This window comes from Bradyrhizobium sp. Unk1 (assembly GCF_059512345.1).
In genome coordinates this window covers 23,731-49,927 of record NZ_JCAMOP010000011.1, presented here as the reverse complement: position 1 = coordinate 49,927, position 26,197 = coordinate 23,731, and the positions used below count along the sequence as shown (strand labels likewise).

General features: G+C 63.8%; 27 protein-coding genes. 17 read left to right on the top strand and 10 right to left on the bottom strand.

Annotated elements, in window-relative coordinates; genetic code table 11:
* The first annotated feature begins 82 nt into the window (after positions 1 to 82).
* Positions 83 to 439 carry a hypothetical protein gene (locus AC5ZFO_RS15860; RefSeq protein WP_282522870.1) on the top strand — a complete coding sequence of 119 codons (357 nt, stop codon included), beginning with the start codon at positions 83 to 85 and terminating at the stop codon, positions 437 to 439.
* Positions 440 to 448: 9 nt separating this feature from the next.
* Here the strand turns inward: AC5ZFO_RS15860 and AC5ZFO_RS15855 are convergent, their stop codons facing one another.
* Positions 449 to 1,552 carry a mandelate racemase/muconate lactonizing enzyme family protein gene (locus AC5ZFO_RS15855; protein WP_282522869.1) on the bottom strand — a complete coding sequence of 368 codons (1,104 nt, stop codon included), beginning with the start codon at positions 1,550 to 1,552 and terminating at the stop codon, positions 449 to 451.
* A gap of 170 nt (positions 1,553 to 1,722) precedes the next feature.
* On the opposite strand from AC5ZFO_RS15855, the gene AC5ZFO_RS15850 reads away from it, so the two are divergent.
* From AC5ZFO_RS15850 to AC5ZFO_RS15835, 4 genes are all read left to right on the top strand, one after another.
* Entirely contained in the window at positions 1,723 to 2,571 is an 849-nt protein-coding gene (locus AC5ZFO_RS15850) for an AraC family transcriptional regulator (RefSeq protein WP_282522868.1), read from the top strand.
* A 213-nt stretch (positions 2,572 to 2,784) separates the two neighbouring features.
* The gene (locus AC5ZFO_RS15845; protein WP_496122242.1) at positions 2,785 to 3,711 is read left to right on the top strand and encodes an SMP-30/gluconolactonase/LRE family protein; all 927 of its coding nucleotides are present in this window, start codon (positions 2,785 to 2,787) and stop codon (positions 3,709 to 3,711) included.
* Positions 3,712 to 3,864: 153 nt separating this feature from the next.
* Complete coding sequence (locus AC5ZFO_RS15840; protein ID WP_282522867.1) at positions 3,865 to 4,458, top strand: GNAT family N-acetyltransferase; 594 nt, start codon at positions 3,865 to 3,867, stop codon at positions 4,456 to 4,458.
* Between the two features lie 16 nt (positions 4,459 to 4,474).
* Positions 4,475 to 6,121 carry a GMC family oxidoreductase gene (locus AC5ZFO_RS15835; RefSeq protein WP_282522866.1) on the top strand — a complete coding sequence of 549 codons (1,647 nt, stop codon included), beginning with the start codon at positions 4,475 to 4,477 and terminating at the stop codon, positions 6,119 to 6,121.
* 422 nt (positions 6,122 to 6,543) lie between these two features.
* Here AC5ZFO_RS15835 and AC5ZFO_RS15830 read toward each other — a convergent pair whose 3' ends face one another.
* Positions 6,544 to 7,014 (bottom strand): Cif family virulence factor, encoded by a 471-nt coding sequence (locus tag AC5ZFO_RS15830; protein WP_282522865.1) that lies wholly within the window; start codon positions 7,012 to 7,014, stop codon positions 6,544 to 6,546.
* A gap of 1,040 nt (positions 7,015 to 8,054) precedes the next feature.
* Between AC5ZFO_RS15830 and AC5ZFO_RS15825 the strand changes: the two genes are divergently transcribed.
* Positions 8,055 to 10,145: a hypothetical protein gene (locus tag AC5ZFO_RS15825; RefSeq protein WP_282525590.1), complete on the top strand. Its 2,091-nt coding sequence runs from the start codon at positions 8,055 to 8,057 to the stop codon at positions 10,143 to 10,145.
* Positions 10,146 to 10,211: 66 nt separating this feature from the next.
* On the opposite strand, the gene AC5ZFO_RS15820 is transcribed toward AC5ZFO_RS15825, so the two are convergent.
* Positions 10,212 to 11,054 (bottom strand): AAA family ATPase, encoded by an 843-nt coding sequence (locus AC5ZFO_RS15820; protein ID WP_028152332.1) that lies wholly within the window; start codon positions 11,052 to 11,054, stop codon positions 10,212 to 10,214.
* Positions 11,055 to 11,146: 92 nt separating this feature from the next.
* A complete protein-coding gene (locus AC5ZFO_RS15815; protein WP_063981466.1) occupies positions 11,147 to 11,392 on the bottom strand; it encodes a GlsB/YeaQ/YmgE family stress response membrane protein in 246 nt (81 codons plus the stop codon).
* A 123-nt stretch (positions 11,393 to 11,515) separates the two neighbouring features.
* On the opposite strand from AC5ZFO_RS15815, the gene AC5ZFO_RS15810 reads away from it, so the two are divergent.
* The 3 genes from AC5ZFO_RS15810 to sseA all read left to right on the top strand — a co-directional run bounded on the left by AC5ZFO_RS15810 (position 11,516) and on the right by sseA (position 14,208).
* Complete coding sequence (locus tag AC5ZFO_RS15810) at positions 11,516 to 12,691, top strand: vWA domain-containing protein (protein ID WP_212329541.1); 1,176 nt, start codon at positions 11,516 to 11,518, stop codon at positions 12,689 to 12,691.
* 56 nt (positions 12,692 to 12,747) lie between these two features.
* Positions 12,748 to 13,161, top strand: a complete 414-nt coding sequence (locus AC5ZFO_RS15805; RefSeq protein ID WP_014492863.1) for a rhodanese-like domain-containing protein — start codon at positions 12,748 to 12,750, stop codon at positions 13,159 to 13,161.
* A gap of 195 nt (positions 13,162 to 13,356) precedes the next feature.
* On the top strand, positions 13,357 to 14,208 hold the full coding sequence (sseA, locus tag AC5ZFO_RS15800) for a 3-mercaptopyruvate sulfurtransferase (RefSeq protein WP_282525589.1): 852 nt from the start codon (positions 13,357 to 13,359) through the stop codon (positions 14,206 to 14,208).
* A gap of 60 nt (positions 14,209 to 14,268) precedes the next feature.
* On the opposite strand, the gene AC5ZFO_RS15795 is transcribed toward sseA, so the two are convergent.
* Positions 14,269 to 15,051, bottom strand: coding sequence for a hypothetical protein (locus tag AC5ZFO_RS15795; RefSeq protein WP_282525588.1), 783 nt, complete (start codon positions 15,049 to 15,051; stop codon positions 14,269 to 14,271).
* A 366-nt stretch (positions 15,052 to 15,417) separates the two neighbouring features.
* Here AC5ZFO_RS15795 and AC5ZFO_RS15790 point away from each other — a divergent pair, with 366 nt between their 5' ends.
* Positions 15,418 to 16,611, top strand: a complete 1,194-nt coding sequence (locus AC5ZFO_RS15790) for a L,D-transpeptidase family protein (RefSeq protein WP_282525587.1) — start codon at positions 15,418 to 15,420, stop codon at positions 16,609 to 16,611.
* Between the two features lie 56 nt (positions 16,612 to 16,667).
* Here the strand turns inward: AC5ZFO_RS15790 and AC5ZFO_RS15785 are convergent, their stop codons facing one another.
* Entirely contained in the window at positions 16,668 to 17,630 is a 963-nt protein-coding gene (locus tag AC5ZFO_RS15785) for a D-2-hydroxyacid dehydrogenase family protein (RefSeq protein WP_282525586.1), read from the bottom strand.
* 134 nt (positions 17,631 to 17,764) lie between these two features.
* On the bottom strand, positions 17,765 to 17,980 hold the full coding sequence (locus AC5ZFO_RS15780) for a hypothetical protein (RefSeq protein ID WP_282525585.1): 216 nt from the start codon (positions 17,978 to 17,980) through the stop codon (positions 17,765 to 17,767).
* Positions 17,981 to 18,216: 236 nt separating this feature from the next.
* Here AC5ZFO_RS15780 and ettA point away from each other — a divergent pair, with 236 nt between their 5' ends.
* Together ettA and AC5ZFO_RS15770 are read left to right on the top strand one after the other, a co-directional pair.
* Positions 18,217 to 19,866 (top strand): energy-dependent translational throttle protein EttA, encoded by a 1,650-nt coding sequence (gene ettA / locus AC5ZFO_RS15775; RefSeq protein WP_282525584.1) that lies wholly within the window; start codon positions 18,217 to 18,219, stop codon positions 19,864 to 19,866.
* Between the two features lie 7 nt (positions 19,867 to 19,873).
* Positions 19,874 to 21,100, top strand: a complete 1,227-nt coding sequence (locus AC5ZFO_RS15770; RefSeq protein ID WP_282525583.1) for a lytic murein transglycosylase — start codon at positions 19,874 to 19,876, stop codon at positions 21,098 to 21,100.
* 99 nt (positions 21,101 to 21,199) lie between these two features.
* Here the strand turns inward: AC5ZFO_RS15770 and AC5ZFO_RS15765 are convergent, their stop codons facing one another.
* Positions 21,200 to 21,481 (bottom strand): hypothetical protein, encoded by a 282-nt coding sequence (locus AC5ZFO_RS15765; protein ID WP_028156296.1) that lies wholly within the window; start codon positions 21,479 to 21,481, stop codon positions 21,200 to 21,202.
* A 211-nt stretch (positions 21,482 to 21,692) separates the two neighbouring features.
* Complete coding sequence (locus AC5ZFO_RS15760; protein WP_282525596.1) at positions 21,693 to 22,019, bottom strand: hypothetical protein; 327 nt, start codon at positions 22,017 to 22,019, stop codon at positions 21,693 to 21,695.
* Between the two features lie 134 nt (positions 22,020 to 22,153).
* Between AC5ZFO_RS15760 and AC5ZFO_RS15755 the strand changes: the two genes are divergently transcribed.
* The 3 genes from AC5ZFO_RS15755 to bfr all read left to right on the top strand — a co-directional run bounded on the left by AC5ZFO_RS15755 (position 22,154) and on the right by bfr (position 23,502).
* A complete protein-coding gene (locus tag AC5ZFO_RS15755; RefSeq protein WP_282525582.1) occupies positions 22,154 to 22,447 on the top strand; it encodes a hypothetical protein in 294 nt (97 codons plus the stop codon).
* Positions 22,448 to 22,608: 161 nt separating this feature from the next.
* A complete protein-coding gene (locus tag AC5ZFO_RS15750; RefSeq protein ID WP_282525581.1) occupies positions 22,609 to 22,881 on the top strand; it encodes a (2Fe-2S)-binding protein in 273 nt (90 codons plus the stop codon).
* Between the two features lie 132 nt (positions 22,882 to 23,013).
* Positions 23,014 to 23,502 (top strand): bacterioferritin, encoded by a 489-nt coding sequence (gene bfr / locus AC5ZFO_RS15745; RefSeq protein ID WP_092021671.1) that lies wholly within the window; start codon positions 23,014 to 23,016, stop codon positions 23,500 to 23,502.
* A 196-nt stretch (positions 23,503 to 23,698) separates the two neighbouring features.
* Here the strand turns inward: bfr and AC5ZFO_RS15740 are convergent, their stop codons facing one another.
* The gene (locus AC5ZFO_RS15740) at positions 23,699 to 24,301 is read right to left on the bottom strand and encodes an MSMEG_1061 family FMN-dependent PPOX-type flavoprotein (protein WP_282525580.1); all 603 of its coding nucleotides are present in this window, start codon (positions 24,299 to 24,301) and stop codon (positions 23,699 to 23,701) included.
* 171 nt (positions 24,302 to 24,472) lie between these two features.
* Here AC5ZFO_RS15740 and AC5ZFO_RS15735 point away from each other — a divergent pair, with 171 nt between their 5' ends.
* Together AC5ZFO_RS15735 and AC5ZFO_RS15730 are read left to right on the top strand one after the other, a co-directional pair.
* A complete protein-coding gene (locus AC5ZFO_RS15735; RefSeq protein ID WP_282525579.1) occupies positions 24,473 to 25,909 on the top strand; it encodes a S8 family peptidase in 1,437 nt (478 codons plus the stop codon).
* 45 nt (positions 25,910 to 25,954) lie between these two features.
* The gene (locus AC5ZFO_RS15730; RefSeq protein WP_282525578.1) at positions 25,955 to 26,197 is read left to right on the top strand and encodes a hypothetical protein; all 243 of its coding nucleotides are present in this window, start codon (positions 25,955 to 25,957) and stop codon (positions 26,195 to 26,197) included.

The following is a 26,197-nucleotide window of genomic DNA, read 5'->3' as shown; positions in this document are numbered from 1 at the left end:
AATGCGGTACGAGTGTGGTAGCCTCCGGCGTCGGCGCGCAAAAAGCGCACATTGCCGTGATTGATTTGGACGAGGAACCTGCATGCTGCTTCGAAGTGCCGGCGTCTGTTTCGCGATGTTGTTGCTCGCCACGCTGGCGATTGCGCCGGTCCGCGCGCAGGACGTGCCCGGCATCGAGATCTGCACCGTCGAGAAGACCATGGAGCGGCGCACGAGCTGCCTCCAGAGCAACGTCGACTTCCTGCAGAAGACGATCACCAAGCTGACGCTCGATCATCAGCAGAAGCTCGATGCCGCCAACCGCCAGATCGATGCGTTGAAGACGGTTGTGGCCGGCCTGCAGAAGACGCTGGGCGATCTTCAGGCTGCGCAGGTGAAGATCGCGGAAGACTTGAAGAAGAAGCAGGACGCGCCGCCACCAAAGGACGCGGCGAAATAGGCGTCGCGATCACGCCACGCGGTAGCGCTCCATCACGCCGCGATCGGGCTCATAGCCGAGCCCGGGTCCCGAGGGCACCGCGACGTGGCCGGTGGCATCGACATCGGCGCGGCCGCCCCACAGACACGCTTCGCGTTTCAGATAGAACATCTCGACCAACCCGTCGTCGCGCGTCGCCAGCAGGTGCAATGTCGCCAGCAGGCCCGGACCGAAATACGGGGAGTGCGGAACGATCTGGACGCCGAGCTGATCGGCGAGTGCGGCGACCTTCAGAAATTCCGTGATGCCGCCGACCTTGGTCACCGACGGCTGGGCATGGCTCACCGCGCCTGCATTCATCATCTGGCGGAATTGATACTCCGTGCAGGCGTTCTCACCGGCGGCGACGCCGAGCCTGCCCTCGCGGCGGACGTCGGCGAGTGCGGCAAAATCCTCCGGCGGCCAGACCGGCTCTTCCAGAAACATCGGCTGCGCGTCCTCGCACGCCTTCGCGAATGCGATCGCCTGCTCGCCTGTGAGCGGGCAGTTCATGTCGACCATCAGCGGGATGCCGGGCCCGATCGCCTCGCGCGCGGCAAACACCGCCGGTGTCGTGGTCTCGTGCAGCTTGATGGCGCCATAGCCGAGCGCGAGCGCCTTCTTGCATTCGCCGGTAATGTTCTCAGGCGAGCCAATCCGCAGCAGGCTCGCATAGGCGGGGATGGACGAGCGCCTGGTCTCGCCGATCAGGCGATGCAGCGGCGCGCCCTCGATCTTCGCGGCCAGGTCCCAAAGCGCGATGTCGAGCGCTGATATCGCGAACATGGTGATGCCGTAGCGGCCGAACAGATGCAAATTGCGCTGGATCTGTTCCATCGCCGCGGGAATGCCGGCGGCATCGGGAACCTTCAGCCCGCGGGCCTGCGGCGCGATCATCTCCTCGACGGCGCTTCGCGTGGTGCGCGGGGAGACATAGGCAAAGGCATCGCCCCAGCCGGTCAGTCCGGCATCGGTCGTGACCTCGACCAGCACCATGTCGAGCGCGGAGATTGCGGACGCGCCCTGGCGAAAGCTCGCGACACCGGCGTCATAGGGGATGCGGATATGGTGCGCCCGCACATCGGTGATTTCCATGACGCGGTTCCTCTTTCTGGTGAGCGGTTGCAACGAGTCTAGCTGCGAATGCCGGGGCGTTGCCAGTGGCTATTCCAGGACTATTCTCATGCGAGGACAGCAATGCCGATCAAGCGAGGCGGTGGCCGGAAGCGCATCATCGCCAGGCTTCGAACGAGGGCCTTTGACGTATGAACCCAGCCCAGCGCGCGCTCTGGTATATCGAGAGCCATCTGGCCGAGCCGATGACGCTCGACGAGATTGCGGCGATATCTGGCGTGTCGCGGTTCCACATCGTGCGGGCGTTTGCCGCAGCCACCGGGCTTCCGGTGATGCGCTTCGTGCGCGCGCGGCGGTTGACGGAAGCGGCGCGCAGTCTTGCGAACGGCGCGCCGGACATCCTGTCGCTGGCGCTGGAGGCGGATTACGGCTCGCACGAAGCGTTCACCCGCGCGTTCCGCGACCAGTTTGGCACCACACCCGAAGCGGTGCGGGCGGCAACGTGCCTCGACAAACTCAAGCTTCAGGAGCCGATCCTCATGGATTCCACCATGCTCGACCATCTGGTCCCGCCGCGTTTCGAAGCCGCGAAGGCCTTCCTCGTCGCCGGCCCCGCCGAGCGCATCTCCTGCGACAACGGCGCCGCCATTCCGGGACTGTGGCACCGCTTCCATCAGGAAGTCGCCGACCTTCCCGCGCGCGTCGGCGAGGGAAAATCTCAAGTCGCCTATGGCGTCTGCTGCAACGGCGATGATTCCGGCAATTTCGACTACATCGCCGGCGTCGAGGTCGCCGATTTCTCCGACCTGCCGCGCCGCTTCGGTCGCATCCGCATTCCCGAGCAGCGCTACGCGGTGTTCACCCACACCGAGCACGTCGCCTCGATCCGCCGCACCGTCAACACGATCTGGAATCAGTGGCTGCCGGCGTCCGGCCTGAAGGCTGCGGATGCGCCGAACTTCGAGCGCTATGACGAGAAATTCGATCCCGCGACCGGCAATGGCGGCTTCGAGATTTGGATACCAGTGCGGGAAGCATGATCCGGACCCGAAGGGCCGCGTTCGCGCAAAGTGCGCACCCAAAGCGCGATATGTCATCGCGCTTTGGGTTGCAACGCTGGCATACCATCCCGCTTGCTTGGCAAGCCCCGGCGACTTTGTCATAACCGCAGGCAAATCTTGCGTGTGGGGCCCGTGCCGGACATCCCGTGCAAGCCATAACAAGCAGCCGGGAGGGTCCCCATGTCCGATGTTATGTCCAACGTTCGCGTTCTCGCCACCGACCTCGAATTTCCCGAGGGCCCAGTGGTGATGCCGGACGGCTCGGTCGTGCTGGTGGAGATTCGCGGCCAGCGCCTGACCCGAATCTATCCCGACGGCCGCAAGGAGGTCGTCGCCAAGGTGCCGGGCGGCCCGAATGGCGCAGCGCTCGGCCCCGACGGCAAGATCTACATCTGCAACAATGGCGGCTTCTCCTGGATTCCGACCGGCAAGATGATCATGCCCGGCCCGCAGCCGGACGGCTATCTCGGCGGCTCGATCCAGCGCGTCGATCTGCAATCGGGCAAGGTCGAGACCGTCGTGACCAAATGCGGCGAGCACGATCTGCGCGGGCCGAACGACCTCGTCTTCGACAAGCACGGCGGCCTCTGGTTCTCCGATCTCGGCAAGCGCCGCGCCCGCGAGATGGATGTCGGCGGCATGTATTATCTCAAGCCCGGCATGACCGAGATCGTCGAGGTCGTGCATGGCGTGCTGCCGGCCAACGGCATCGGCCTCTCGCCGGACGAGAACACCGTCTATATCGCGGAGACGCCGACCGGGCGGCTCTGGGCCTATGAGCTCTCCGCGCCCGGCACACTCAAGCCGGCTGACGTGATCTACCGCGGCGAGCGCGGCAAGCCGATCTGCGGCCTCGGCGGCTACCAGATGTTCGACTCGCTCGCGGTGGAGGCGAACGGCAATGTCTGCGTCGCCACCCTCGTATCCGGCTGCATCTCGGTGATCACGCCTGACGGTACCCTGGTCGAGCAGATCCCGACCGGCGATCGCGTCACCACCAACATCGCCTTCGGCGGCCCCGAGCTTAAGACCGCCTACATCACGCTGTCGGGCAAAGGCGAGCTCATCGCCATGGACTGGCCGCGCGGTGGTTTGCCGCTCAATTTCCTAAACAAGTGAACGATGCTAGTTACCGTCATTGCGAGCGAAGCGAAGCAATCCAGGAATGCGTCCGCGGTGACAGTCTGGATTGCTTCGTCGAGGAGCCTGTCATCCGGCCCGCCGAAGGCGGGACCGGGTGGCTCCTCGCAATGACAAAGGAGAGAGTCCCAAATGCCCTGGCCTGATCCCGTCACCCTGCGTGGACAGCACGCCCGTCTCGAGCCGCTCTCGCATCAGCACCGCGAGGGGCTGACGGAGGCCGTCAAGGACGGCGAGCTGTCAAAACTCTGGTACACGGCGATCCCGCTGCCGGAGAACATGGGCAAGGAGATCGACCGCCGGCTGGCCTTGCAGACTGCGGGCTCGATGCTGCCGTTCACCGTATTCGATGCCGGCGGCAACATCGTGGGCATGACGACCTACATGAACATCGACGCCACGAATCGCCGCGTCGAGATCGGTTCGACCTGGTACGGCAAGGGCGCGCAGCGCGGGCCGCTCAACACGCAGTGCAAGCTGTTGCTGCTCCGGCACGCCTTCGAGGCGCTGAACTGCATCGCGGTCGAGTTCCGCACGCATTTCTTCAACCATCAGAGCCGCCGCGCCATCGAGCGCCTCGGGGCCAAGCAGGACGGCATTCTGCGCAGCCACCAGGTCACACCGAACGGCACGCTGCGCGACACCGTGGTTTACAGCATCACCGCCGCCGAATGGCCGACGGTGCAGACGCATCTCGAATTTCAGCTCAACGACAAGCCGCGCTAGGAGCGGCCGAGGCACCATGGATAGATTTGATTATGTGATCGTCGGCGCGGGATCGGCGGGTTGTGTGCTCACCAGCCGGCTCAGCGAAGATCCGAACGTCAGCGTCTGCGTGCTCGAGGCCGGGCCGAGCGACTGGCATCCCTACATCCATCTGCCGGCGGGCTTCATCAAGACCTTCCACATGAAGAGCATCAACTGGGCCTACCAGCAGGAGCCGGGGCCCTACACCGGCGGGCGCAGCATCTATGCGCCGCGCGGCAAGACGCTCGGCGGCTCGTCCTCGATCAACGGCCACATCTACAATCGCGGCCAGCGGATGGATTTCGACACCTGGGCGCAGATGGGCAATCGCGGCTGGGGCTATGCCGACGTGCTGCCTTACTTCAAGCGGCTGGAAAAGCGGGTCGGCGAGGGCGAGGACACCTATCGCGGCCGCGACGGCAACCTCACCGTCACCACCATGGACTGGCGCGATCCGCTCTGCGAAGCCTTCATGGAAGGCGCGGTCTCGCTCGGCATTCCCCGCAACCCCGATTACAACGGCGCTAAGCAGGAAGGCGTCTCCTACTGCCAGCGCACCATCGACAAGGGCCTGCGCGTCTCCGGCTCGACCGCGTTCCTCAAGCCCGCGATGAAGCGGCCGAACGTCCATGTGCACACCCACGCGCACGCGACCGAGATCATTTTTGAAGGCAAGCGCGCCGTCGGTGTGCGCTACACCAAGGGCGGACGCGGTGGCGCGCCGGTGGAAGTGCGCGCCAACAAGGAAGTGATCCTCTCCGGCGGCACCTATAATTCGCCGCAGCTGCTCCAGCTCTCCGGGGTAGGCTCACCCGATCTGCTCGGCGCCCACGGCATCGCGGTGCGTCACGCGCTGCCGGTCGGCGAAGGCCTTCAGGACCACTACGCCCCGCGTACGGTCGCGCGCGTAAAAGACATCAAGACCATCAACGAGCTGCGCCGCGGCTTCTCGCTGTGGATCGAGGCGCTGAAATGGGCGACCGCGCGCCGCGGCCTGCTCTCGCTGTCGCCGACCATGGTCTATTGCTTCTGGCATTCCGGCGAGAGCGCCGATAGCTCGGATTTGCAGCTCACCTTCACGCCGGCGTCCTACAAGGAAGGCGTGCAGGGCCAGCTCGAGGACGAGCCCGGCATGACGGTGGCCTCCTGGCAGCAGCGCCCCGAGAGCCGCGGCTATGTCCGCATCCGCTCGGCTGATCCGTTCGCCCCGCCGATCATCCAGACCAATTATCTCGACGCCGAGCTCGATCGCCGCGTCATCGTCGGAGGCATGAAGCTCGCGCGCAATTTGCTGAAGAGCGCGCCGCTGTCGCCCTACTACGCCTACGAGGATTTCCCGGGTCCGAACATCAACACCGACGACGAATTCCTCGCCGCCGCCACCGAGCGCGGCACCACCACCTTCCACCCCGGCTGCACCTGCCGCATGGGACCTGCGGACAGCACGTGGGCGGTGGTCGACGACCAGCTCCGCGTCCATGGGTTGGAGGGCCTCCGCGTTATCGACGCCTCCGTGATGCCGCGCATGATCTCGGCGAACCTCAACGCGTCAACCATGATGATCGCCGACCGCGCCTCGGACCTCATCCGCGGCAAGCAGCCGATGGAAGCCGCGCGCGTGCCGGACGCCGCAGTGGCGTGAGGTGCTTGAGCCCTGGCGTCCAAGTCATCGATGAACGGGAGCGCCTTCTTCTGGAAGAGGAGTTAAGGAAGGAGATTGGCGACCGGCACCCGCTTGTCGGTTTGGAGATCAAGGTGCTTGGTAGGCGAGATGAACCGTGACGACGTCCTTGCCTCGCTGGAAGATGGAAGAGTGGCCGAAGTTCACTTGACGTGGTCCGGCGGGAAGGAGGCTCATCCAAGCTGGCCCAGAACCGCCATTTTTGAATCGATGGACAAGTGGCGGACAGGGGCTGATCCGACGTAGCCCCATGGAGCGAAGCGCAATCCGGGCCACAGACGTGACTCGTCAGGCAAAACACCCCGCCACCCGTCGTGCAACAAGATCAAACGCCCACCCTCAAAAGAGGATGGGCGCGCGGTGACTTATGACTTGATGACGTCCTACTTCTTCTCGGCGCTGGCTTCCTTAGCTGGGGGCGGCTTCATGCCGACGGTCAACTGGCGGATTTTTAAAGCGCCGCCTTCACGGATGTTGATGGAACCCCAGAACACCGTGACCTTAGTGGCGTCACCGCTCTTAGGATCCTTGCCGAAGATGTCCGTCTCGCCGTTGGCAACGACCAGATCGTTGTTGATGACCGACATGTTGCCGACTCTGATCTCAATATGATCGGTGCCGTTCTTGAAGTTGTTTTCGTATACGGTCTTGAGATCGGAAAACACACCGCCCGGGTTGATCTGGACCCCGTCCTTTGTATAGAGCGCAGCGACACAGGCCGCGTCTTTCTTGGCGACGCAGTCGGTGTAGGCGACGGCTATTTTTTCAGCCTCCTGCTTGACCTCATCGGCCAGTGCCGGTGCAGAGATGAAAGCGGAAGAACACAATGCCAAGAGCAATGAACGTCGCTTCATAACAACTTCCCCTCTGGTTGTGATGCACAATTGCATCGCGACGTCCTCCAACGTAGGACGCTGCGTTGCATTTGTTCCGAGGGGCGTCTTCTTCGTCAGGCTGAAACACTACCGGTTTGCGAGTATACACCATTTTGCACGGCTTGACGCGCCAACCTTGACCATCGACGACGGGGCGCGGGCATTCCTCGAGAATGCAGTGAATGCGGGTACTGTTTTGGGAAAGACAGGCACATTGACGCATGCCACAGATGAAAGTGTCTTGCTCGACGCGCGCGGTGGCCTACTTGTTCGTCATCCGGCGGAGCTTCCAATCGACATCCCTGGCGTTCTCTCCCGCAACGGCCTGCTTCACCATCGTCATTACGTTCGGTCCGACGACTCCTGGCGGACGCGCCTTTGCGAGTCCTTTATGATCCGCCTCAACTCCGCGGCTACGCCATCCAACACCGCGCGCTTTTCCCTTCATCCGCTTGGAGTGATTGTCATGCGGCGGATGCGGCAGTTGCGTCAACCGGCGCGATGCCGGCGAATTCCGCGAGGGCGAGGGAGGCCAGAACGAACTCGGCTCCCGGGAGAGCACGGCATAAGCCGTCCAACCACTGCGCAGGGAAGGCCGTGCGTACGGCTTCACCTGTATGCCGCTGTGCAGTTCTTCCGCGTGTGCTTTCGCACAGCGGACGGTGGGTGCCAGCCGGCACCCGGCTTTCCCTGCGCCCTCGTTCTTCGAAGAAGGCTATGAGAGAGGATAACTCGGGCCAAATGCGCCGCGAGAATGCGCAGCCATGTCTACAATTCGTAATGTGAGTTGGAGAACGACGCCAATGCCCCCTTGCTCCGTCATTGCGAGCGCAGCGAAGCAATCCAGAGTCCTGCCGCCCCAATTTCCTCAAAACGGTGGCCTCCAGAGCATTCACCTATAAATTGTAAGATGCGCCTTAGTGTAGTAGGAACAGTGGATGCGCTTTGTCTCCGTAGTCTGTCTTTTGATCTTTTCGATCTCTCCCTGCCTTGCCCAGTCGCCTCAGGCTTCCGCAGAGGTGACGACCCTGATCAGCCAGGGGCCTCTACTCGCGGTGCTCGATCATGACAATTCGTCCGCGCTTTCGCTGCTGACCCTGTTCACGAAAATTCACGCCGCGCAAAAGCTGCCGCAACCGGCGGTCGCCGCAGGTCCGACGCGGGCGAGCGATTTGTCGCAATTCAGCGAGACCTACGCGCAGTTCGCCGCCGTGCTGTCCGCCGACGTCACGCGTATCACGGCGGGACTCGGCATCGATTGGGAAAAGGAGATCCTGAAAACCTACGACCCGAAGTCGGCCAAAACGGACGCTGGCAAGACGCTGCGGCTGAATGGCAATGTTGCGCGCGTGTTCAACGAGAAATGGCTCGGTTCCAGCGACGGATTGTTCCTCCTGTCGGGCGTCGTCAATCGGATGGATCGCCGCGATTTCGATTCCGCGCATTGCGACGAATTGCGCTTCATCTACCGGCTCGGCTACGAAGTGAGGATGAACGGCAAGACTTACGCGTCGCGCATGCCGTTCACCGTGAACATGGTGTTCAGCTATGCGGATGACGGCAGCAATTGCCAGGACGTCGCCTCGCTCTGGCGCGTCGCCGGGATCGATACTGACGATCCGGCAGTGGTTGCCCAACGCCTGCTGCAGGGGCCGCTGGATTTTTCGCGACTGATCTTCAAGCAGATGGAGATCAATGCGCAGGTGGTGCGCTTCCCATCAGACCTCGAAAACATGGAGAACCGCAAATTCGCCGGACAGGCGATCTACTGGATGCGGATATTCGCGCCGAGGGATGGCAGGTTTCAGCCGACACGGCTGGAAAATACGCCTGACGTGCAGGCAATCCTGAAGGATCCCGCCAAGCAGAAGCAGTTGCAGGACTATCTCGCCGGCCACATCGCCGAGATCGACAATGGCACCTTCAGGATACCGGAGAGCCTGGAGGCCGATATCGCGCTCAGTTTTTCCACTGCCGGCAGCGCGCGCATGGCCAATCGTCCCTTCGATCTCGCAATCGGCAGCGAGCAGGCGGCACGGATCGTCGCGGCGGCGGGTGTCCCCGGGAGATCACCAAAATTCGTGCAATCCGGCGCGGGTCTGCTCGAACGCCTGAACACGTCGTCCTGCATGGGCTGCCATCAATCATCCTCGACCGCCGGATTCCATCTTCTCGGCGTGGACCGGTTCGATTTCGGCCGCGACGCGGACGCAATCAGAAACGCCCTTGACGGTAACGAGTTGCAATTGCCGTTCTCGCCCCATGTCTACGCGGAACTTGTTCGCCGCAAGGACTATGTCGAGCGGGTTTCGCTCGGTCAGGCGCCGAACAGTTTTCGCCCGCATCCTTCGGCGCCACCGGCGGCCTGGGAAAGCGGAATTCCGGCTTATGTTGCCGCCGGCGACAACATGCCGTGCCCTTTGAATGCGGATCTGGCGCAGGCCGCGAAATGGAGCTGCAATGCCACGCGTAACCTCACTTGTCAGGCGTTGGTGACGAACGCTGCGACCTCCTCCAATCTCGGCCAATGCGTGACCGCGGCACGGAATGTCGCCGCGGGTTTGAGCTGCCGCTCAAACGTCATCGAGGACTCCACAGCGAAGACCGCCGCCAACAACCCGCTCGGCTTCAACCTGCGCGCATTCAGCGACCGCGTCAGCAAGGAAGAACTCGTCTACAAGCTGCCGGAAGGAAAATTGAGCGGCTACGGCTACAACTGCCGTCCAACGAAGATCGGCGTGCCGCTGGGCCGAGTCACTCGTCCCTGCAAGCCCGAGGAGGCGTCGCTGGCGGTGATCCGGCCGGGCAGCGTGCCCGAGGAAATCTGCGCGATCGTCGGAGGCAAGGGCTTTGAGCAGATGGCCAAGGGATATTTCGACAGCGGCATTTTCGCCGCTGGCGTCGGCCGCGGTCTCCTGAACACATGCTCGCCGTCGCGGTTTTGCCGCGAGGATTATATTTGCCAGCAGATGCCGGATTTTGTCACGAGTGCAAGGTTCAACGTCAGTGCCCAGACGTTGAATAACTTGCAAAGCCGAAAGATCGGGTTCTGTACCCCAACCTATTTCGTTTATCAGCTCCGCCTTGACGGTCATCCGAATCCGAGATGACGCTGGGAAGCGCGGCCCAGGGTAGCGGTAGGAATTGCGGTCAAGTTGTCTCTGCGCGCTTGCAGATCAAACCTCTCTCCGGCTCAAGAACGCCAGCCGCTCGAACAGGTGCACGTCCTGCTCGTTCTTGAGCAGCGCGCCGTGCAGCGGCGGGATCAGCTTGCGCGGGTCGCGCTCGCGGAGTTGCTCGACGCTCATGTCCTCGTTGAGCAGCAGCTTGAGCCAGTCGAGCAGCTCGGAGGTCGAGGGCTTCTTCTTTAGGCCCGGGACCTCGCGCACTTCGAAGAAGATGCGCAGGGCTTCCTCGACCAGGCGCTTCTTGATGCCGGGGAAGTGGACGTCGACGATGCGGCCCATCGTGTCGGCGTCGGGGAACTTGATGTAGTGGAAGAAGCAGCGGCGCAGGAAGGCGTCCGGCAGCTCCTTCTCGTTGTTGGAGGTGATCATCATGATCGGGCGCTGCTTGGCCTTGATCGTCTCGCCGGTCTCATAGACATGGAATTCCATGCGGTCGAGCTCGAGCAGCAGGTCGTTGGGGAATTCGATGTCGGCCTTGTCGATCTCGTCGATCAAGAGCACCGGGCGCTGCTCGGCGGTGAAGGCTTCCCACAGCTTGCCGCGCTTGATGTAGTTCCTGATGTCGGAGACGCGGGCATCGCCAAGCTGGCTGTCGCGCAGGCGCGATACCGCATCGTATTCATAGAGGCCCTGCTGCGCCTTGGTGGTGGACTTGATGTGCCAGGTCAAAAGCGGCGCGTTCAGCGCCTTCGCCACTTCCTCCGCCAGCACGGTCTTGCCGGTGCCGGGCTCGCCCTTGATGAGCAGCGGGCGCTCCAGCACGATCGAGGCATTGACGGCGACCTTGAGATCGTCGGTCGCAACATAGTCCTTGGTGCCGGTAAATTTCATCGCGCGTCCTTGTTGGTCGTCGGCCGGGCATCGCCCTGGTCCAACAAACGGAACGGCCGCTCATGGCGGCCGTTCCTGGTTCGGTCAGGCTTTCAGACCCGTTTTATCAGCGAAAGGATGACGAGCACAATCACCGCGCCGATGGTGGCATCCACGATGGCGCCGACCGTGCCGGTGGCCAGCGCAATATGCAGTTGCGGCAGCACCCAGCTCGCCACCAGCGCGCCGATGATGCCGACGACCATGTTGCCGATCAGCCCAAATCCCGCCCCATGGACAATCTTGCCGGCAAGCCAGCCGGCGATCGCGCCAATGATGAGCGCTGCGAGAATTCCCATTGCAAACGTCCCCAAAACAACCCCGTGAGACGGTCAATTCTAGAGCAAAAAGCCGACCGGTCCAGCGTCCCGCGGCGGGCCCGGCCCCTTGACGTTCGCCCCCCGACGGGCAATCTGTCACCCATGTTCCTGCAATTCTTCACTTCTCTGCGCGATGCGCAGGTCCCCGTGACGCTGCGCGAATACCTCACGCTGATGGAGGCGCTCGACGCTGATCTGTCGGACTATTCGGTCGAGAATTTCTACTATCTGTCGCGCACCTCGCTGGTGAAGGACGAGCGCAACCTCGACAAGTTCGACCGCGTCTTCGGCACGGTGTTCAAGGGGCTGGAAAGCCTGCTCGACGCCATGGAGAAGGCGGAGATCCCCGAGGAATGGCTGAAGAAGCTCGCCGAGAAATACCTCAGCGAGGAGGAGAAGAAGCAGATCGAGGCCATGGGCTGGGACAAGCTCATGGAGACGCTGAAGAAGCGCCTCGAGGAGCAGAAGGGCCGGCACCAGGGCGGCTCGAAGTGGATTGGGACAGCCGGCACCTCGCCGTTCGGCGCCCACGGCTACAATCCCGAAGGCGTGCGCATCGGCCAGGAGAAGAACCGCAACAACCGTGCCGTGAAGGTGTGGGACAAGCGCGAGTTCAAGGATCTCGACGGCAATGTCGAGCTCGGAATCCGCAACATCAAGGTGGCGCTGCGGCGCCTGCGCAAATTCGCGCGCACCGGCGCGCCTGATGAGCTCGATCTCGACACCACGATCCGCGAGACCGCAAATCACGGCTATCTCGATGTTCACATGCGGCCCGAGCGGCGCAATGCGGTGAAGCTGCTGGTGTTCTTCGACATCGGCGGTTCGATGGATTCGCATATCGAGCAGGTCGAGGAGCTGTTCTCGGCGGCCAAGAGCGAGTTCAAGCACATGGAATATTTCTACTTCCACAACTGCCTCTATGAGGGCGTGTGGAAGCAGAACAAGCGCCGCTTCACCGACCGTACGCCGACCTGGGACGTGCTGCACAAATACCCGCACGACTACAAGGTCGTGTTCGTCGGCGACGCATCGATGTCGCCTTACGAGATCATGGTGCCCGGCGGCTCGGTCGAGCATGTCAACGAGGAGCCCGGCTCGGTCTGGCTCGACCGCATCATCCGCACCTATCCGCATACGGTGTGGCTCAATCCGGTCGCCCAGAAGCACTGGGACTATTCGGAATCGACCACCATCATCAAACGCATCTTTGCCAACCGCATGTACCCGATCACGATCGAGGGGCTTGAGGGTGCGATGAAGGAATTGACGCACTAGCTGCACGCGCCGTCACTCCGGACGGCCGCGCAGAGGCTGACAAGAGGGAGAACCACATGCCCCAGACCATCACCCGCGGCATCAAGGCGCTGATCGACGAGGCCAATGCCGAGATCGAGACGCTCAACGCCAAGGAGGCCATCGAGATCTCCAAGAACGGCGATGTCGTCATCGTCGACATCCGCGACCCCCGCGAGATCGAGCGCGACGGCCGCATCCCCGGCGCGTTCGCCTGCACGCGCGGCATGCTCGAATTCTGGATCGATCCGCAGAGCCCCTACGCAAAACCGATCTTCCAGGAAGACAAGAAATTCGTCTTCCATTGCGCCGGCGGCTTGCGCTCCGCGCTCGCGGCGAAGACCGCCAAGGACATGGGCTTGAAGCCCGTCGCCCACATCGCCGGCGGCTACGCCGCCTGGCGCGATGCCGGCGGTCCGGTGGAGCAGTGGGAGCCGAAGAAGAAGGGGTGAGGGGGCACTGCTCTCTCCACCCGTCATTCCCCGCGAAAGCGGGGAATCCAGTACGCCGCGGCCTATCGGTTGAATCACAACCGTCTCGGGGTACTGGATCGCCCGGTCGAGCCGGGCGATGACAGCGGAGTTTGACGCGCGCTGTATCAACCTCGCTCGCGCTACGCGCACCGGAATGACTGCAAGGAAAAGCCAATGCCCACCGACCCCCTCGTCTCCACCGAATGGCTCGCCGCCCACATTGGCGACGGCAACGTCAAGATCCTCGACGCCAGCTTCAAGCTGCCGGGCGTGCTGCCGCTGCCGAAGGACGACTATCTCGCCGCGCATCTGCCGGGCGCGGTGTTCTTCGACGTCGACGCGGTGTCGGATCATTCCAACCCGCTGCCCCATATGTATCCGAGCGCCGAGCAGTTCGGCCGTGACGCAGGCCAACTCGGCATCTCCAATACCGACACCGTCGTGCTCTACGATGCCGGCGGCTGGGTCGCTGCGCCCCGAGCCTGGTGGATGTTCCTGGCCTTTGGCCACAGCAATGTGCGCATTCTCAATGGCGGGCTGAAGAAGTGGCGCGCCGAGGGGCGTCCGGTCGAGAGCGGCGAGGTGAAGCCGAAGCCCGCGACGTTTAAGGCGAGCTACGATTCAAAACGCGTGCGCAGCATGCAGCAGCTCATCGCCAACGTCGAAAGCAGCAAGGAGCAGGTGATCGACGCACGCGCCGCCGACCGCTTCGAGGGCCGCGCGCCCGAGCCGCGCGCGGGCATCCGCTCTGGCCACATCCCCGGGGCCCGCAACGTGCCCTACAATCAGCTGTTCGATGCCGCGACCGGCACCATGAAGCCGCTCGACGACCTCCGTGCCGCCTTCGCGAATGCCGGCGTCGAGCTCGATGCGCCGATCGTGACGAGCTGCGGCTCGGGCGTGTCCGCCGGCGTGCTGACGCTCGCACTCTATCGCCTCGGCATCACCGACACCGCGCTCTATGACGGCTCGTGGTCGGAATGGGGCCAGGCCGGCGGCCCGCCGGTCGCGACCGGGCCGGCGTGAGATAATTGCGCGGACGGTGCGCTCACTCGCCCCGCTCTTGCGGGGAGAGGTGAAGAAAGTTCAGCGCGTGCGCGTGGCCGTTGTCGCCAGCATCTGCTGCTGGCCGAACGGATCATAGCTCTGCCGCAACTGCTGAGGCGGAGGACGCCGCACCATGCGGTGCCGCTTCTTCGCCTTCGCCTGGCGCTTGGTCGCCTTGCTGTCCGGGGCGCTGCTGTCCGAGGCGCGGCTGTCCGCCTTCGCGTCCCCCTTGGCCTTCGCCGGTGCATCCTTCAAGGCCGGCGCCGCCGGATCGTTCAGCGCGGCCACCTTGGCCGGGGCAATGTCGGGCGCCGGGGAGGCGAGGGCCGCACCGGGATCAGCCGGCGCCGGTTCGCTGGCGGTTATGGCAGGCGCGGCCTCGGGGATCGATGCCGTGGTGTCGGCCGGGGTGAGCGTGTCGGCAGGAGCCGGCGCGATGGCTTCCGGCGTGGCCTCGGCCTGCACCGGTTCGGCGGCCGGAGGCGCGGCCTCGGAAACCTGCGGCGGCACGTCGGCCTCGGTCGTCAGTGCGGCCACCTGTTCGGGCTCGTTCGCCGGCAAGCCGATGGTCGGCACCCGGTCGCGCAGCGATGGCGTGGGCTCGGCGGCCGCCTCCGGCTCGGCGCGGAGCGCCGCGAGCACCGGCTGGGCCGGCTCCGGGCCTCGCGCAAACACCTTCTCTTGCGGGCCGTTCCGCCAGGAGGGGTTGCTGACATACTGCTCGTGGGTGGCCCGCAGCAGCGCGGCGGCACCTAGGCCGAACACCAGGATGGAGGTTGACAGCAGGATCGCGGCAAACAGGAAGCGAAAGCCGGGAAGCATCGGACGGGTTGCGAATTTCCGCCCCGGCGGGTGGCGGCCGGGACCCAAGAGCCATCTGAACGCGGTGACGGTACTGATTGCCGTTCGCCACGCCGGGACGAAAGCTCAAAGCGGAGACGAATCAGGCTGATTCGAACATATCGCAACGCCTCCGCGCCGTTCCCTTAAATTCGGGGCCGGAGACTCCGGCAATCTACGGCCAGATGCGATTTCCGCCCCGTGATGCAACGGGGCAACTGTGTGTACTTGCATCACAAATCGCTAACTCAGGCACAAATCAGCCTGTAATGTCTTGAATGTGCCGCTATCTTCGGTCATCTGGCCGTTAACGGTCCGGATGGGCTCGGGGACTATACAAGAGCGATGATGATCAAACATTTTCTGACGATATGCGCTGCCGCAACAGTCGCTGCGGCGGGAACCTCGCTCGCACAGGCTCAGAGCTATCCGGTCCAGCAGGCGCCGAGCTATGGCGCTCCGGCCGAATATCGCCCCGGCGACCGCACGCCGAGTTTCGACTCGCTGGACGATGAAGACGACGCGATGCCGCAGGCGTCGCTGCCGCCGCCCGGTCCGGCCGACGATCCGCGCTACGGCCGCCCGGCTGGCCCACCGCCGGTCTATTCCGCCGCCCCGCCGCAGGGGCCGGTGATGTCGCCCGATGATCCGCGCTATGGCCGTCCGGCTGGCGCTCCGCCGGTCTATTCGGCTGCGCCGCAGGGTCCCGTGATGTCGCCCGACGATCCCCGCTACGGCCGCCCCGCTGGGCCGCCCGCGGTGATCTATGCCGATCGCCCGGGTCAGGCACCCGGCAGGGACGGCCTGCGTCCGCCGGAGGCTGTCGGTGGTCCCGCCGCGACCGGAACGGTTCAATCCGGCCAGCCGCCCGTGGGCAACGATGGCCGGCCGATGGCGATCGCTTCGCTGCCGCCCGAGGAGCAGCCCGACGCTGCCCCGGCGCAGTTGTCGCCGAACCTGCGCCGCCAGGAAGTCTCGCTGGCGACCAAGGAGCCGGCTGGAACGCTCATTGTCGATACCCCGAACACCTATCTCTATTACGTGCTCGGAGGCGGCCGTGCGATCCGCTACGGCGTCCGCGTCGGCCGCGACGGTTTCACCTGGACCGGCGTGCAGAAGATCACCCGCAAGGCCGAATGGCCGGATTGGCATCCGCCGACCGAGATGATCGAGCGCCAGCCCTATCTGCCGCGCTTCATGGCCGGCGGCCCCGGCAATCCGCTCGGCGCGCGCGCGATGTATCTCGGCTCGACCGTCTACCGCATCCACGGCACCAATCAGCCTTCGACGATCGGCAAGTTCGTGTCGTCGGGCTGCATCGGCATGCTGAACGAGGACGTCTCCGACCTGTTCGACCGCGTCAAGGTCGGCACTCGCGTGGTGGTGATGCCGGGTGGTCCGCCGCCGGGAACGGCGACTGCCTCCGCTGCGCCGACGCCGGGCGCTGCCGGTCCGGCTCCGATGGCCGCGCAGGCTGGCCCCGTCCCGGGTACCCAGCCGACCGTGGTGCCGCCGCTGCCCGCGCCGGTCACCGTGCGCTAAGCGCTTCGAAACAGTTCAAATCGCGAAGGGCGTGCCGTCGGCACGCCCTTTTCGTTTCAGGCCAGCTTGCGCGGCAGCTCGCGACCCCCGGTGAAGGCGTCGATCGCCTCGACCATCTGCCCGTAATGCATGCGCAAGCCGTCCTCGGTGGCGTAGCCGAGATGTGGCGTCAGCACGAGATTGTCGAGTTTGCGGAAGGGATGGTCGACCGGCAGCGGCTCGACCGAGAACACGTCGATGCCGGCGCCCGCGATCTTCCGCTGCTGCAAGGCATCCAGCAGCGCCTGCTCATCCACGATCGGACCGCGCGCGGTGTTGACGAGGTAGGCCGTCGGCTTCATCCGCGCGAGATCGGCAGCTCCGACCAGTCCGCGCGAACGATCGCTCAGCACCACATGGATGGTGACGATGTCGGCCTTGGCGAACAGCTCCTCCTTGGTGGCGTAGCCGACGCCGGCCGCCGCGCACTTCTCCGGCGTGAGGTTCGGGCTCCAGGCGATCACGTTCATGCCGAATGTTTTCGCGATACTCGCCATCTTGCTGCCGAGCTTGCCGAGCCCGACGACGCCGAGCGTCAGTCCCTCGATCTCGACACCGGCAAAGCTCTGCCAGGGCTCGCCCGCATGCATGCGCGCGTTCTCCCGGCCGATGCCGCGGGTCAGTTCGAGGATCAGGCCCATCGTCAGCGGCGCGGTCGGATCGCGGGAGTATTGCGTGCCGCCGATGGCAACGCCTTGCGCCTTCGCGGCCTCCATGTCGATCGAGGCGTTGCGCATGCCGGAGGTCAAAAGCAGCTTCAGCTTCGGCAGCGACGCGAACAGGCTCTTGGGGAACGCCGTGCGCTCGCGCATCGCGCAGATGATCTCGAAATCGGCCAGCGCGCTCGCCGCGGCCTGCTCCGAGGCAAAGGGATGGCTGAACACGGTGACGTCGACGCGGTCGGACAGTTTTTGCCAGTCGGCGACGTCGAGGGCGAGGTTGAAATAGTCGTCGAGAATTGCACAGCGCAGCCGCGTCATCAGCGTTCATCCATGGCGAGAGGTAACGGCGCCAGGCGGGGGGCGCCATCGTCAGAACCTGGCCATGGTTGCGCGCAATCACGCCTGCGCGCAAGCAGCTGACGTGTTCAAAAATCCGGTAGGAGCGAAGAGGTTCAGAGGTCGCGGGGCTTGAGGCGGAACGGCGTATCCATGCCGTGCTTGGCGCGCCAGGCGGGGCCGGGACCACGCATGTAGTGCAGCTCGGGGCGGTAAGGGTTGAAAGCGGTGGTGAAGAAGCGCCTCCAGAAGCCCTTGATCTCCGTGACGAGCCCGGAAGCGCTACCGGCTCGCGTCGGAACGCCGATGGAAGTGGTCTCGATCAGAGCCATGCTGCGGCCTCGCTGTTCTCCCCGCCGCTTCTGCCGCGGGTGGCGTCTTTTTCGGCGCCATGACGAGCTTTGGCCCACTTTATTAAAAAATGGTTTCAATTGTCCGGATCGGCGGCCGGATGGTGTCCATTCCGTATTGATCCGTGGTGAACGGAGGGAAAACATTGCCCTTTGGGGGCGGGATCGTTACATCGGCGGCAAGCAAATTTCCTCAAATCGAAGGTTTCACGGGACCGATGGCGCGCCAGTTCATCTATTTCATGCAGGGCCTGACCAAGAGCTACCCGACCCGGAAGGTGCTCGATAACATTCATCTGTCGTTCTACCCGGACGCCAAGATCGGCGTGCTCGGCGTCAACGGCTCGGGCAAGTCGACGCTGCTCAAGATCATGGCCGGCCTCGACAAGGAGTATAACGGCGAGGCCTGGGTCGCCCAGGGCGCCCGCGTCGGCTATCTCGAGCAGGAACCGCATCTCGATCCGACGCTCTCCGTGCGCGAGAACGTCATGCTTGGTGTCGCCAAGCAGAAGGCCATTCTCGATCGCTACAACGAGCTGGCGATGAACTATTCGGAAGAAACCGCCGACGAGATGACCAAGCTGCAGGACGAGATCGAGGCCCAGGGCCTCTGGGATCTCGACAGCAAGGTCGACCAGGCGATGGACGCGCTGCGCTGTCCGCCCGACGATGCCGACGTCACGAAACTTTCCGGCGGTGAGCGCCGCCGCGTCGCGCTGTGCAAGCTGCTGCTCGACCAGCCCGAACTGTTGCTGCTCGACGAACCGACCAACCATCTCGACGCCGAGTCCGTGTCTTGGCTGGAAGGCCATCTGCGCAACTATCCCGGCGCGATCCTGATCGTCACCCACGACCGCTACTTCCTCGACAACGTCACGAGCTGGATTCTTGAGCTCGACCGCGGCAAGGGAATTCCCTACGAGGGCAACTACTCGTCCTGGCTGGTGCAGAAGCAGAAGCGGCTCGAGCAGGAAGGCCGCGAGGACGCCGCGCATCAGAAGACGATCGCGCGCGAGCAGGAATGGGTCGCGTCCTCGCCGAAGGCGCGTCAGGCCAAATCCAAGGCGCGCTACCAGCGCTACGAGGATCTGCTCAAGCAGGCGAGCGAGAAGCAGACCCAGACCGCGCAGATCATCATTCCCGTCGCCGAGCGGCTCGGCGCCAACGTGGTCGATTTCGAAACGCTCAGCAAAGGCTATGGCGATCGCCTTCTGATCGACGATCTTACCTTCAAGCTGCCGCCCGGCGGCATCGTCGGCGTGATCGGCGCCAACGGCGCCGGCAAGACCACGCTGTTCAAGATGATCACCAAGCAGGAAACGCCGGACAAGGGCACCATCACGGTCGGCGAGACCGTGCATCTCGGTTATGTCGACCAGTCGCGCGACGCGCTCGACGGCAGCAAGAACGTTTGGGAGGAGATTTCCGGCGGCAACGAGCTGATCCTGCTCGGCAAGAAGGAAGTGAACTCGCGCGGCTATTGCTCGTCGTTCAACTTCAAGGGTGCCGACCAGCAGAAGAAGGTCGGTGCGCTCTCCGGCGGTGAGCGCAACCGCGTGCATCTGGCAAAAATGCTGAAGTCCGGCGCCAACGTGCTGCTGCTCGACGAACCGACCAACGATCTCGACGTCGACACGCTGCGCGCGCTCGAAGAGGCGCTGGAGGATTTTGCCGGCTGCGCCGTCATCATCAGCCATGACCGCTGGTTCCTCGATCGCATCGCGACCCACATCCTGGCCTTCGAAGGCGACAGCCACGTCGAATGGTTCGAAGGCAACTTCCAGGACTACGAGAAGGACAAGATGCGCCGCCTGGGCCAGGACAGCATCATTCCGCACCGCGTGAAGTACAAGAAGTTGACGCGGTGATTTCGGCATGATGCGACGGGCGCTCATAGCTGCGGTGATCACGATCATCTGCGGCCTGTCGCCCGCCCGCGCTGCCGACGCCGCCTTCACGCAGTTCATCGCCTCGCTCTGGCCGGAGGCGCAGGCCGCCGGCGTATCGCGCGCGACGTTCGACCAGCAGACGCGCGGGCTCGAGCCCGACTACAAGCTGCCCGATCTGATTCTGCCGGGACGTCCGGCCACCGGTGCGCCGTCGCAGGCCGAGTTCGTGCAGGTGCCTGCCGACTACGTCAAGGAAGCATCGATCGCGCGGCTTGCGGGGGAGGGGCAACGGCTGCTGCAAAAATATCGTCCGGCGCTCAGCGAGATCGAAAAGAAATCCGGTGTGCCGGCGACGGTGATGCTCGCGATCTGGGGCCGTGAGACCGATTACGGCCGCTATACGCTGCCTTACGATCTCGTGCGCGTGCTGGCGACGCAGGCCTATGTCGGGCGTCGCAAGGATACCTATCGCAACGAGTTCATCCTCTCGCTGAAGATCCTCGGCGAGGGCGTGGTGACGCGCAAGGACATGCGCTCATCCTGGGCGGGCGCCACCGGGCTCACGCAATTCCTGCCGTCCGAATATTACAAGCACGGTGTCGACTTCGACGGCGACGGCCGCATCGACATCTGGCATTCGGTGCCGGATGCGCTGGCCTCGGCCGCGCAGCAGCTCGTCAACAAGGGCTGGCAGAGCGGCGTGCGCTGGGCTTACGAGGTGCAGGCGCCGGCCAAGGTCGATTGCACCAGCGGCGTGCCCGAGGTGACGAAGCCGATCGGCCAGTGGCTGCGCGAAGGTTTTGTGCCGGTGCGTGGCGAGAAGCTGAGCGCTGCCGAGCAGGCGCAGCCGGCCTCGCTGCTGCAGCCGGAAGGCATTTACGGCCCGTCGTTCCTGACGACGAAGAACTACTTCGTCATCAAGGAGTACAATTTCTCCGACCTCTACGTGCTGTTCGTCGGCCATCTCGCCGACCGCATGACGAGCCCGCTGCCGTTCGCGACGCAATGGGCGGCCTCCAGGCAGTTGCGCACCAAGGACGTCGAGACCATGCAGCGCGGGCTCACGCGCGTCGGGCTCTACAAGGACAAGATCGACGGCAAGGCCGGGATGCAGACGCGCGCGGCGCTCGGCGCCTACCAGAAGTCGGCAGGCCTCAAGGTCGATTGCTGGCCGAGCGAAGAGGTGCTGCGCTCGATCCAGGCGGCGCGGTAGCGGCCTTAACGCTTCACCAAAGAAAAAGCCCGGCCGAGGTGCTCGGCCGGGCTTCGATCGCGGCGCGGATGCGCCATGCGATCGGATCTTGCGATCAGATCAGTAGCAAACGCGAACCGGGCGGACGACCCAGCCGTAACCGTCCCAATAGCGTTGGCGCTGCCAGTAGCAGGGCGCGGGCGGCGGGGGCTCGGCCACGTAGACCGGTCCGCCATAGGCGGGACGGCTCGATGCGATGGCGCCGCCGACGATGGCGCCACCGATCAGGCCGGCTGCGATGCCGGCGCCGACGCCGTCATGGGCCTTCGCGGACGGAGCAGCGGTCACCAGCGAACCGGCGATCGTCGCAACCGTGAGGGCGGCAACAAAAGTCTTCTTCATGCTCTTGGCTCTCCTGGGAGATGGACGTCCCTTGTTAGGAGCGTCGGGGTTTCAAAGGTTCACGCACACTCTGATGAAATCGACCGTGCAGCTAGGAAGCGCGCAATTGGTCAATCCACGGTAAACGCGCACGGAGCTGTGACGAGAAAAAGCGGTCTTTTTCGGGCCCGGAGATGAACGGCGCATCCGTTGTGAACCGGTTCAGCGCGTCTCAGCCACAGACTCTGACGCGGCGGGTGCGCCAGGCGTAGCCATCCCAGAAGCGCTGCCGCTGCCAGACGCAGCCGTCACCGTAATAGTCGTCCGCGACATAGCCGGGACCCGGCGCGTAGTAGCGGGGCGGGTAATAGCCGGGGCCATAGGAGTAGCCCGGGCCGGGTCCGTAATAATACGGAGAGGCCAGCGCGCCGCCCACAATGGCGCCACCGATGATCCCGGCGGCCACGCCGGCGGCGACACCACGCTGAGCTTGGGCCGGTGTCCCGGCCATGAGGGCCAGGGTGGCGACGGCGACGACCGTCAGGAGCGACTTCTTCATTGGCTTGACCTTTCGCACGAACAGGCGGGAACTCTTTGGGGGTAAAGTTCCATACTTCGCTTGAATGATCAATGAACGGCACCTTCGCCGGGGGCGACCAATGAATGGATCGCAGGTCCGCGAGGGAGACGACGATGGGCAACGCGATGATGAATACTTTGATCGCTGCCGGGGTCATTTTCGCGATCGGCTATGGCTGGTTCACCCATCTGCAGAACCGCGGCCGGCGCTCGCGGGCGGGTGCTGGCAATGACGGAGGGAGTGGCGGCGACGGTTCAGGGGCCAGCGACGGCTTCTCGCTAGGGAGCTGGTTCTCTGGTGACAGCTCGGGGAGCTCGAGCGACAGCTGTTCCAGCAGCGATAGCGGTAGCAATGGCGGGGATTGCGGAGGTGGCGGCGATGGTGGTGGAGGTGGTGGCGGTGACTAGGTCCGCCAAAATCTTGATCCAGCGCAACACCCTATTTTAGAGCCGTTCTAGGCTGTTTCCCGGCCAGTTTGGAATAGCTTCAAATACCGGTTTTTCCCTTTGCATCCGGACGGGCCCTTAAATATCGATGATGGTGCATCACCGAAGGGCCCGCCGCTTCCATGATCGTTTGTTCCTGTAACGTGCTGAGCGATGACGACATCCGCGCCGCCGTGGCCGAGTCTGACGACGCCGTCCGTCATGCCAAGCAGGTCTATGGATGCCTCGGCTGTAGCGCCGAATGCGGCCGCTGCGCCCGTACCATCAAGACCATCATCGACGAAGCGCTCGGCCCCTGTGCCAAGTCCTGCTGCTCCGGTTGCCCGCACAGCCATACCGCGGCCGCCAATGACGAGACCGCCGAGCTCGCCCAGTTCGCCCTCGCGGCCTGCTGAAAACTTCCGCAATTTCGGCTGAGCTTTTCCCCCGGCTGCGTCTCCGTAGCCGGTTGCCCTCGTCCTTAAACTGACTTAGAAGCGTTCTAAAGTCGGTTAGGGCCGATTTGGACGCAAGATTTGGAGTGCATCATGCAGGGCGACGCAAAAGTCATCGACTATCTCAACAAGGCGCTGCGCCACGAGCTGACTGCAATCAACCAATACTGGCTGCACTACCGCTTCCTCGACAATTGGGGCCTGCGGGACATGGCCAAGGTCTGGCGCAAGGAGTCCATCGAGGAGATGGAGCACGCCGACAAGCTCACTGAGCGGATCCTGTTCTTCGACGGCTTCCCGAACATGCAGGTGCTCGACCCCTTGCGCATCGGCCAGAACGTCAAGGAGATCATCGAGTGCGATCTCGCCGCCGAGATGAGCGCGCGGGCGCTCTACCAGGAGGCCGCCGGCTATTGCAACAGCGCCAAGGACTACGTCACGCGCGACCTGTTCGAGAAGCTGATGAGCGACGAGGAGCACCACATCGATTTCCTCGAAACCCAGCTTGACCTGATCGGCCGCATCGGTCTCGAACTCTACACCCAGAAGCACGTCGGCGGGCTTGAGGGCGAGGGGCACTAAGCTCCGGCGTTAGCCGCATACTCGGTGTCGTCCCCCCTAGTGCGCAATTGCGCACGGGGCGCGGGGACCCATAACCACAGGGAGTAATTGCGGCGCGAGCTGGTAACTCCGAGTCTTCGCCAAACCATTTCCTGTGGCTATGGGTCCCGGATCTGCGCTTCGCTTGTCCGGGACGACACTGTGGTTGGTGCCAGAGCTACAGCTGCGTCTTGTAGCGCTCCTCGACGATCTCCTGGCTCTCCGGCTCCCCCAGGCCGGTCTGGTCGTGAATGACCTGGCCGATGCTCGGCATCACCGACCGCTGCACCTTCTCCGGTGACCACAGCTTCGAGCGCATCAGCGCCTTGCCGCAGTGGAAATAGACTTCGCTGACCGCGACGTTCAGCACCGCGCGCGGAGGCTTGCCGAATTCCACCATCGATGCGAGCAGATCCGGATCGGCCGAGAGCGTGCCGCGTCCGCCGACGCGCAGCGTCTCGTCGATGCCGGGGACGAAGAACAACAGATGCACGAAGCCCGAGCCTTCGACGACGTTGCGAAAACTGTCGATCCGGTTGTTGCCGGAACGGTCGGGCATCAGCAATTGGTTGGGGCCGCCGACATGGACGAAGCCAACCCCTCCGCCGCGCGGCGATGCATCGACGCTGCCGTCGACGCCTGACGTTGCAAGCACGCAGAACGGCGACATCTCGATGAATTTCTTCGCATGCGCATCGATCGCGGGACGGGCCTTTGCGATCACGCGCGGGCTCGGTTTCGCATAGATGGTGGCGAGGTCTTCGGCGCAAAGATCGGTCACGAAGGTCTCCCTGATTGAGGGGCGCAGGATAGCATTCTCCGGCTCGGCCGCTATCCCCCGAAATAGCAAGTGCGGCCCGGCGTAGCCACGGCATGGCGCAGGTGGCGTAGGCCAGAAATTTCGCTTATAACGGGTGTCGTATTTTGTTGCTTTTCAAGCAAGGAATTCGTCATGGCCCCAACGCAGGCAATGCGGGTCGCGGGCGATCGGCCGCGCCGTCGCAAGCATGTCCCGGGACAATTGATCGTTCGGTTGAAGCCGGCCGCTGTCCGGCAGATCGCGGCAGCCTCGCTTCAGGCGACAACGTCACGCGCGCTGATGGCTGCGATGCCCGACGACGTCAGAGGTCCGATTGATTTCCTGCGCGACAATTTCGGACTTCAATCGATGAAGCCGCTGTTCGTGGTCGGCGGCGATGAGGCAGCCGCGCAGCCCCAGGCGATGGCTTTGGCCGCGGTTCATCGCTCGCTAGCACGCTCCGCAACGGCGCCGCCGCGGGAGGCGCTGGCCGGATTTCAGATCGTGCAGTTGAAGGACGGGAAGGTCGATGCGGGAGTCCTGAAGCGCCTGCGTGCTTCCAGGGCGGTGGATCTGGTCGAGCCCGTTCCCAACCGGTGGCTCAGTGCCGCCGCCGATCCCATGAAGATCCGGCAGTGGGGGCTTCGCGCCATCAGATGGTTCGATCGACGGCGGCCAGGCGCGGGGCGGGTTCATGTCGCTGTGCTCGATAGCGGTGTCGACGCCGGACATCCCGATCTCGTAGACGCGATCGAGGACTACAGGCACGACGGCAACGGAGCGCGTGATTTTCTCGGTCATGGCACGCATGTCAGCGGCACGATCGCGGCCGTGGTCAATAATTCGGTCGGTATCGCAGGCCTGGCCAATTGCCGGTTGCACTGCTGGAAGGTGTTCGACGATCCCAGGCGGGCAGGCGACGACGAGAATTTCAACTTCGATTTCTACAGCAAGGCGCTCGCGGCCGCGCTCGATTCCAACATCAAGGTCATCAACCTCAGCATCGGCGGCGAGGACCATTCAAAGACGGAAGCGACGGCCTTCGCCGAACTGATCAATGCCGGCGTCGTCATCTCCACCGCGATGGGGAACGAGTTCGAGGACGGCAATCCGAAGGAGTATCCGGCGGGCTACGCGGACACGATCGGAGTTGGCGCCGTCGATGAGTCCCATCGGCGCGCCTCGTTCTCGAATACGGGGAAGCACATCAAGCTGGTCGCGCCGGGTGTCAACATCCTGTCGACGGTGCCCCGGGTGAAGGCAAGCTTCGCCGACCATACCAGCTACGATTCCTGGCCCGGGACGTCGATGGCAACACCGCATGTGACCGGTGCCGCTGCGCTCGTCTACATCAACAAGCCGAAATCCAAGGCGGCCGGGCTTGCGGTTGCAAAGCGTCTGATCGCGACTGCGATCAAACTGCCGGCGATGCGGGGACGGGATTTTACCTCGGAGTACGGCGCCGGCCTGCTGGATGTTGCCGCTGCGCTCGGCCGCGCGAAGCTGGCCAAGAAATCGGGCAGGAAAACTGCCAAGAAAACTGCCAAGAAAACATCTAAAGCGAAGCCAGCGAGAAAGGGACAAAAATAGATTCTGCGACCTTGATCGGGCGCCGCGAGCGGCTAGCTTTGCATCATGTCCGTGCAATTCAAATTCCACGACCATGTCGATCAGCGCCGGCGGCGCAAGATCATCAAGACGCTCGGCGATGCCGGCTATGCCGCCGAGAGCCTGTTTCCGGGACAGAAGCGGCAAAGCCTCGCCGCGATCTTCACCGTCGCCGAGGCCGACGCCAAATCCGTTCGTGCCGCGCTCGACGATTTCGGCGATGACATCGAATATGTCGAGGCCTCGCCCAGGCGAGACCTCAAGGCCTGA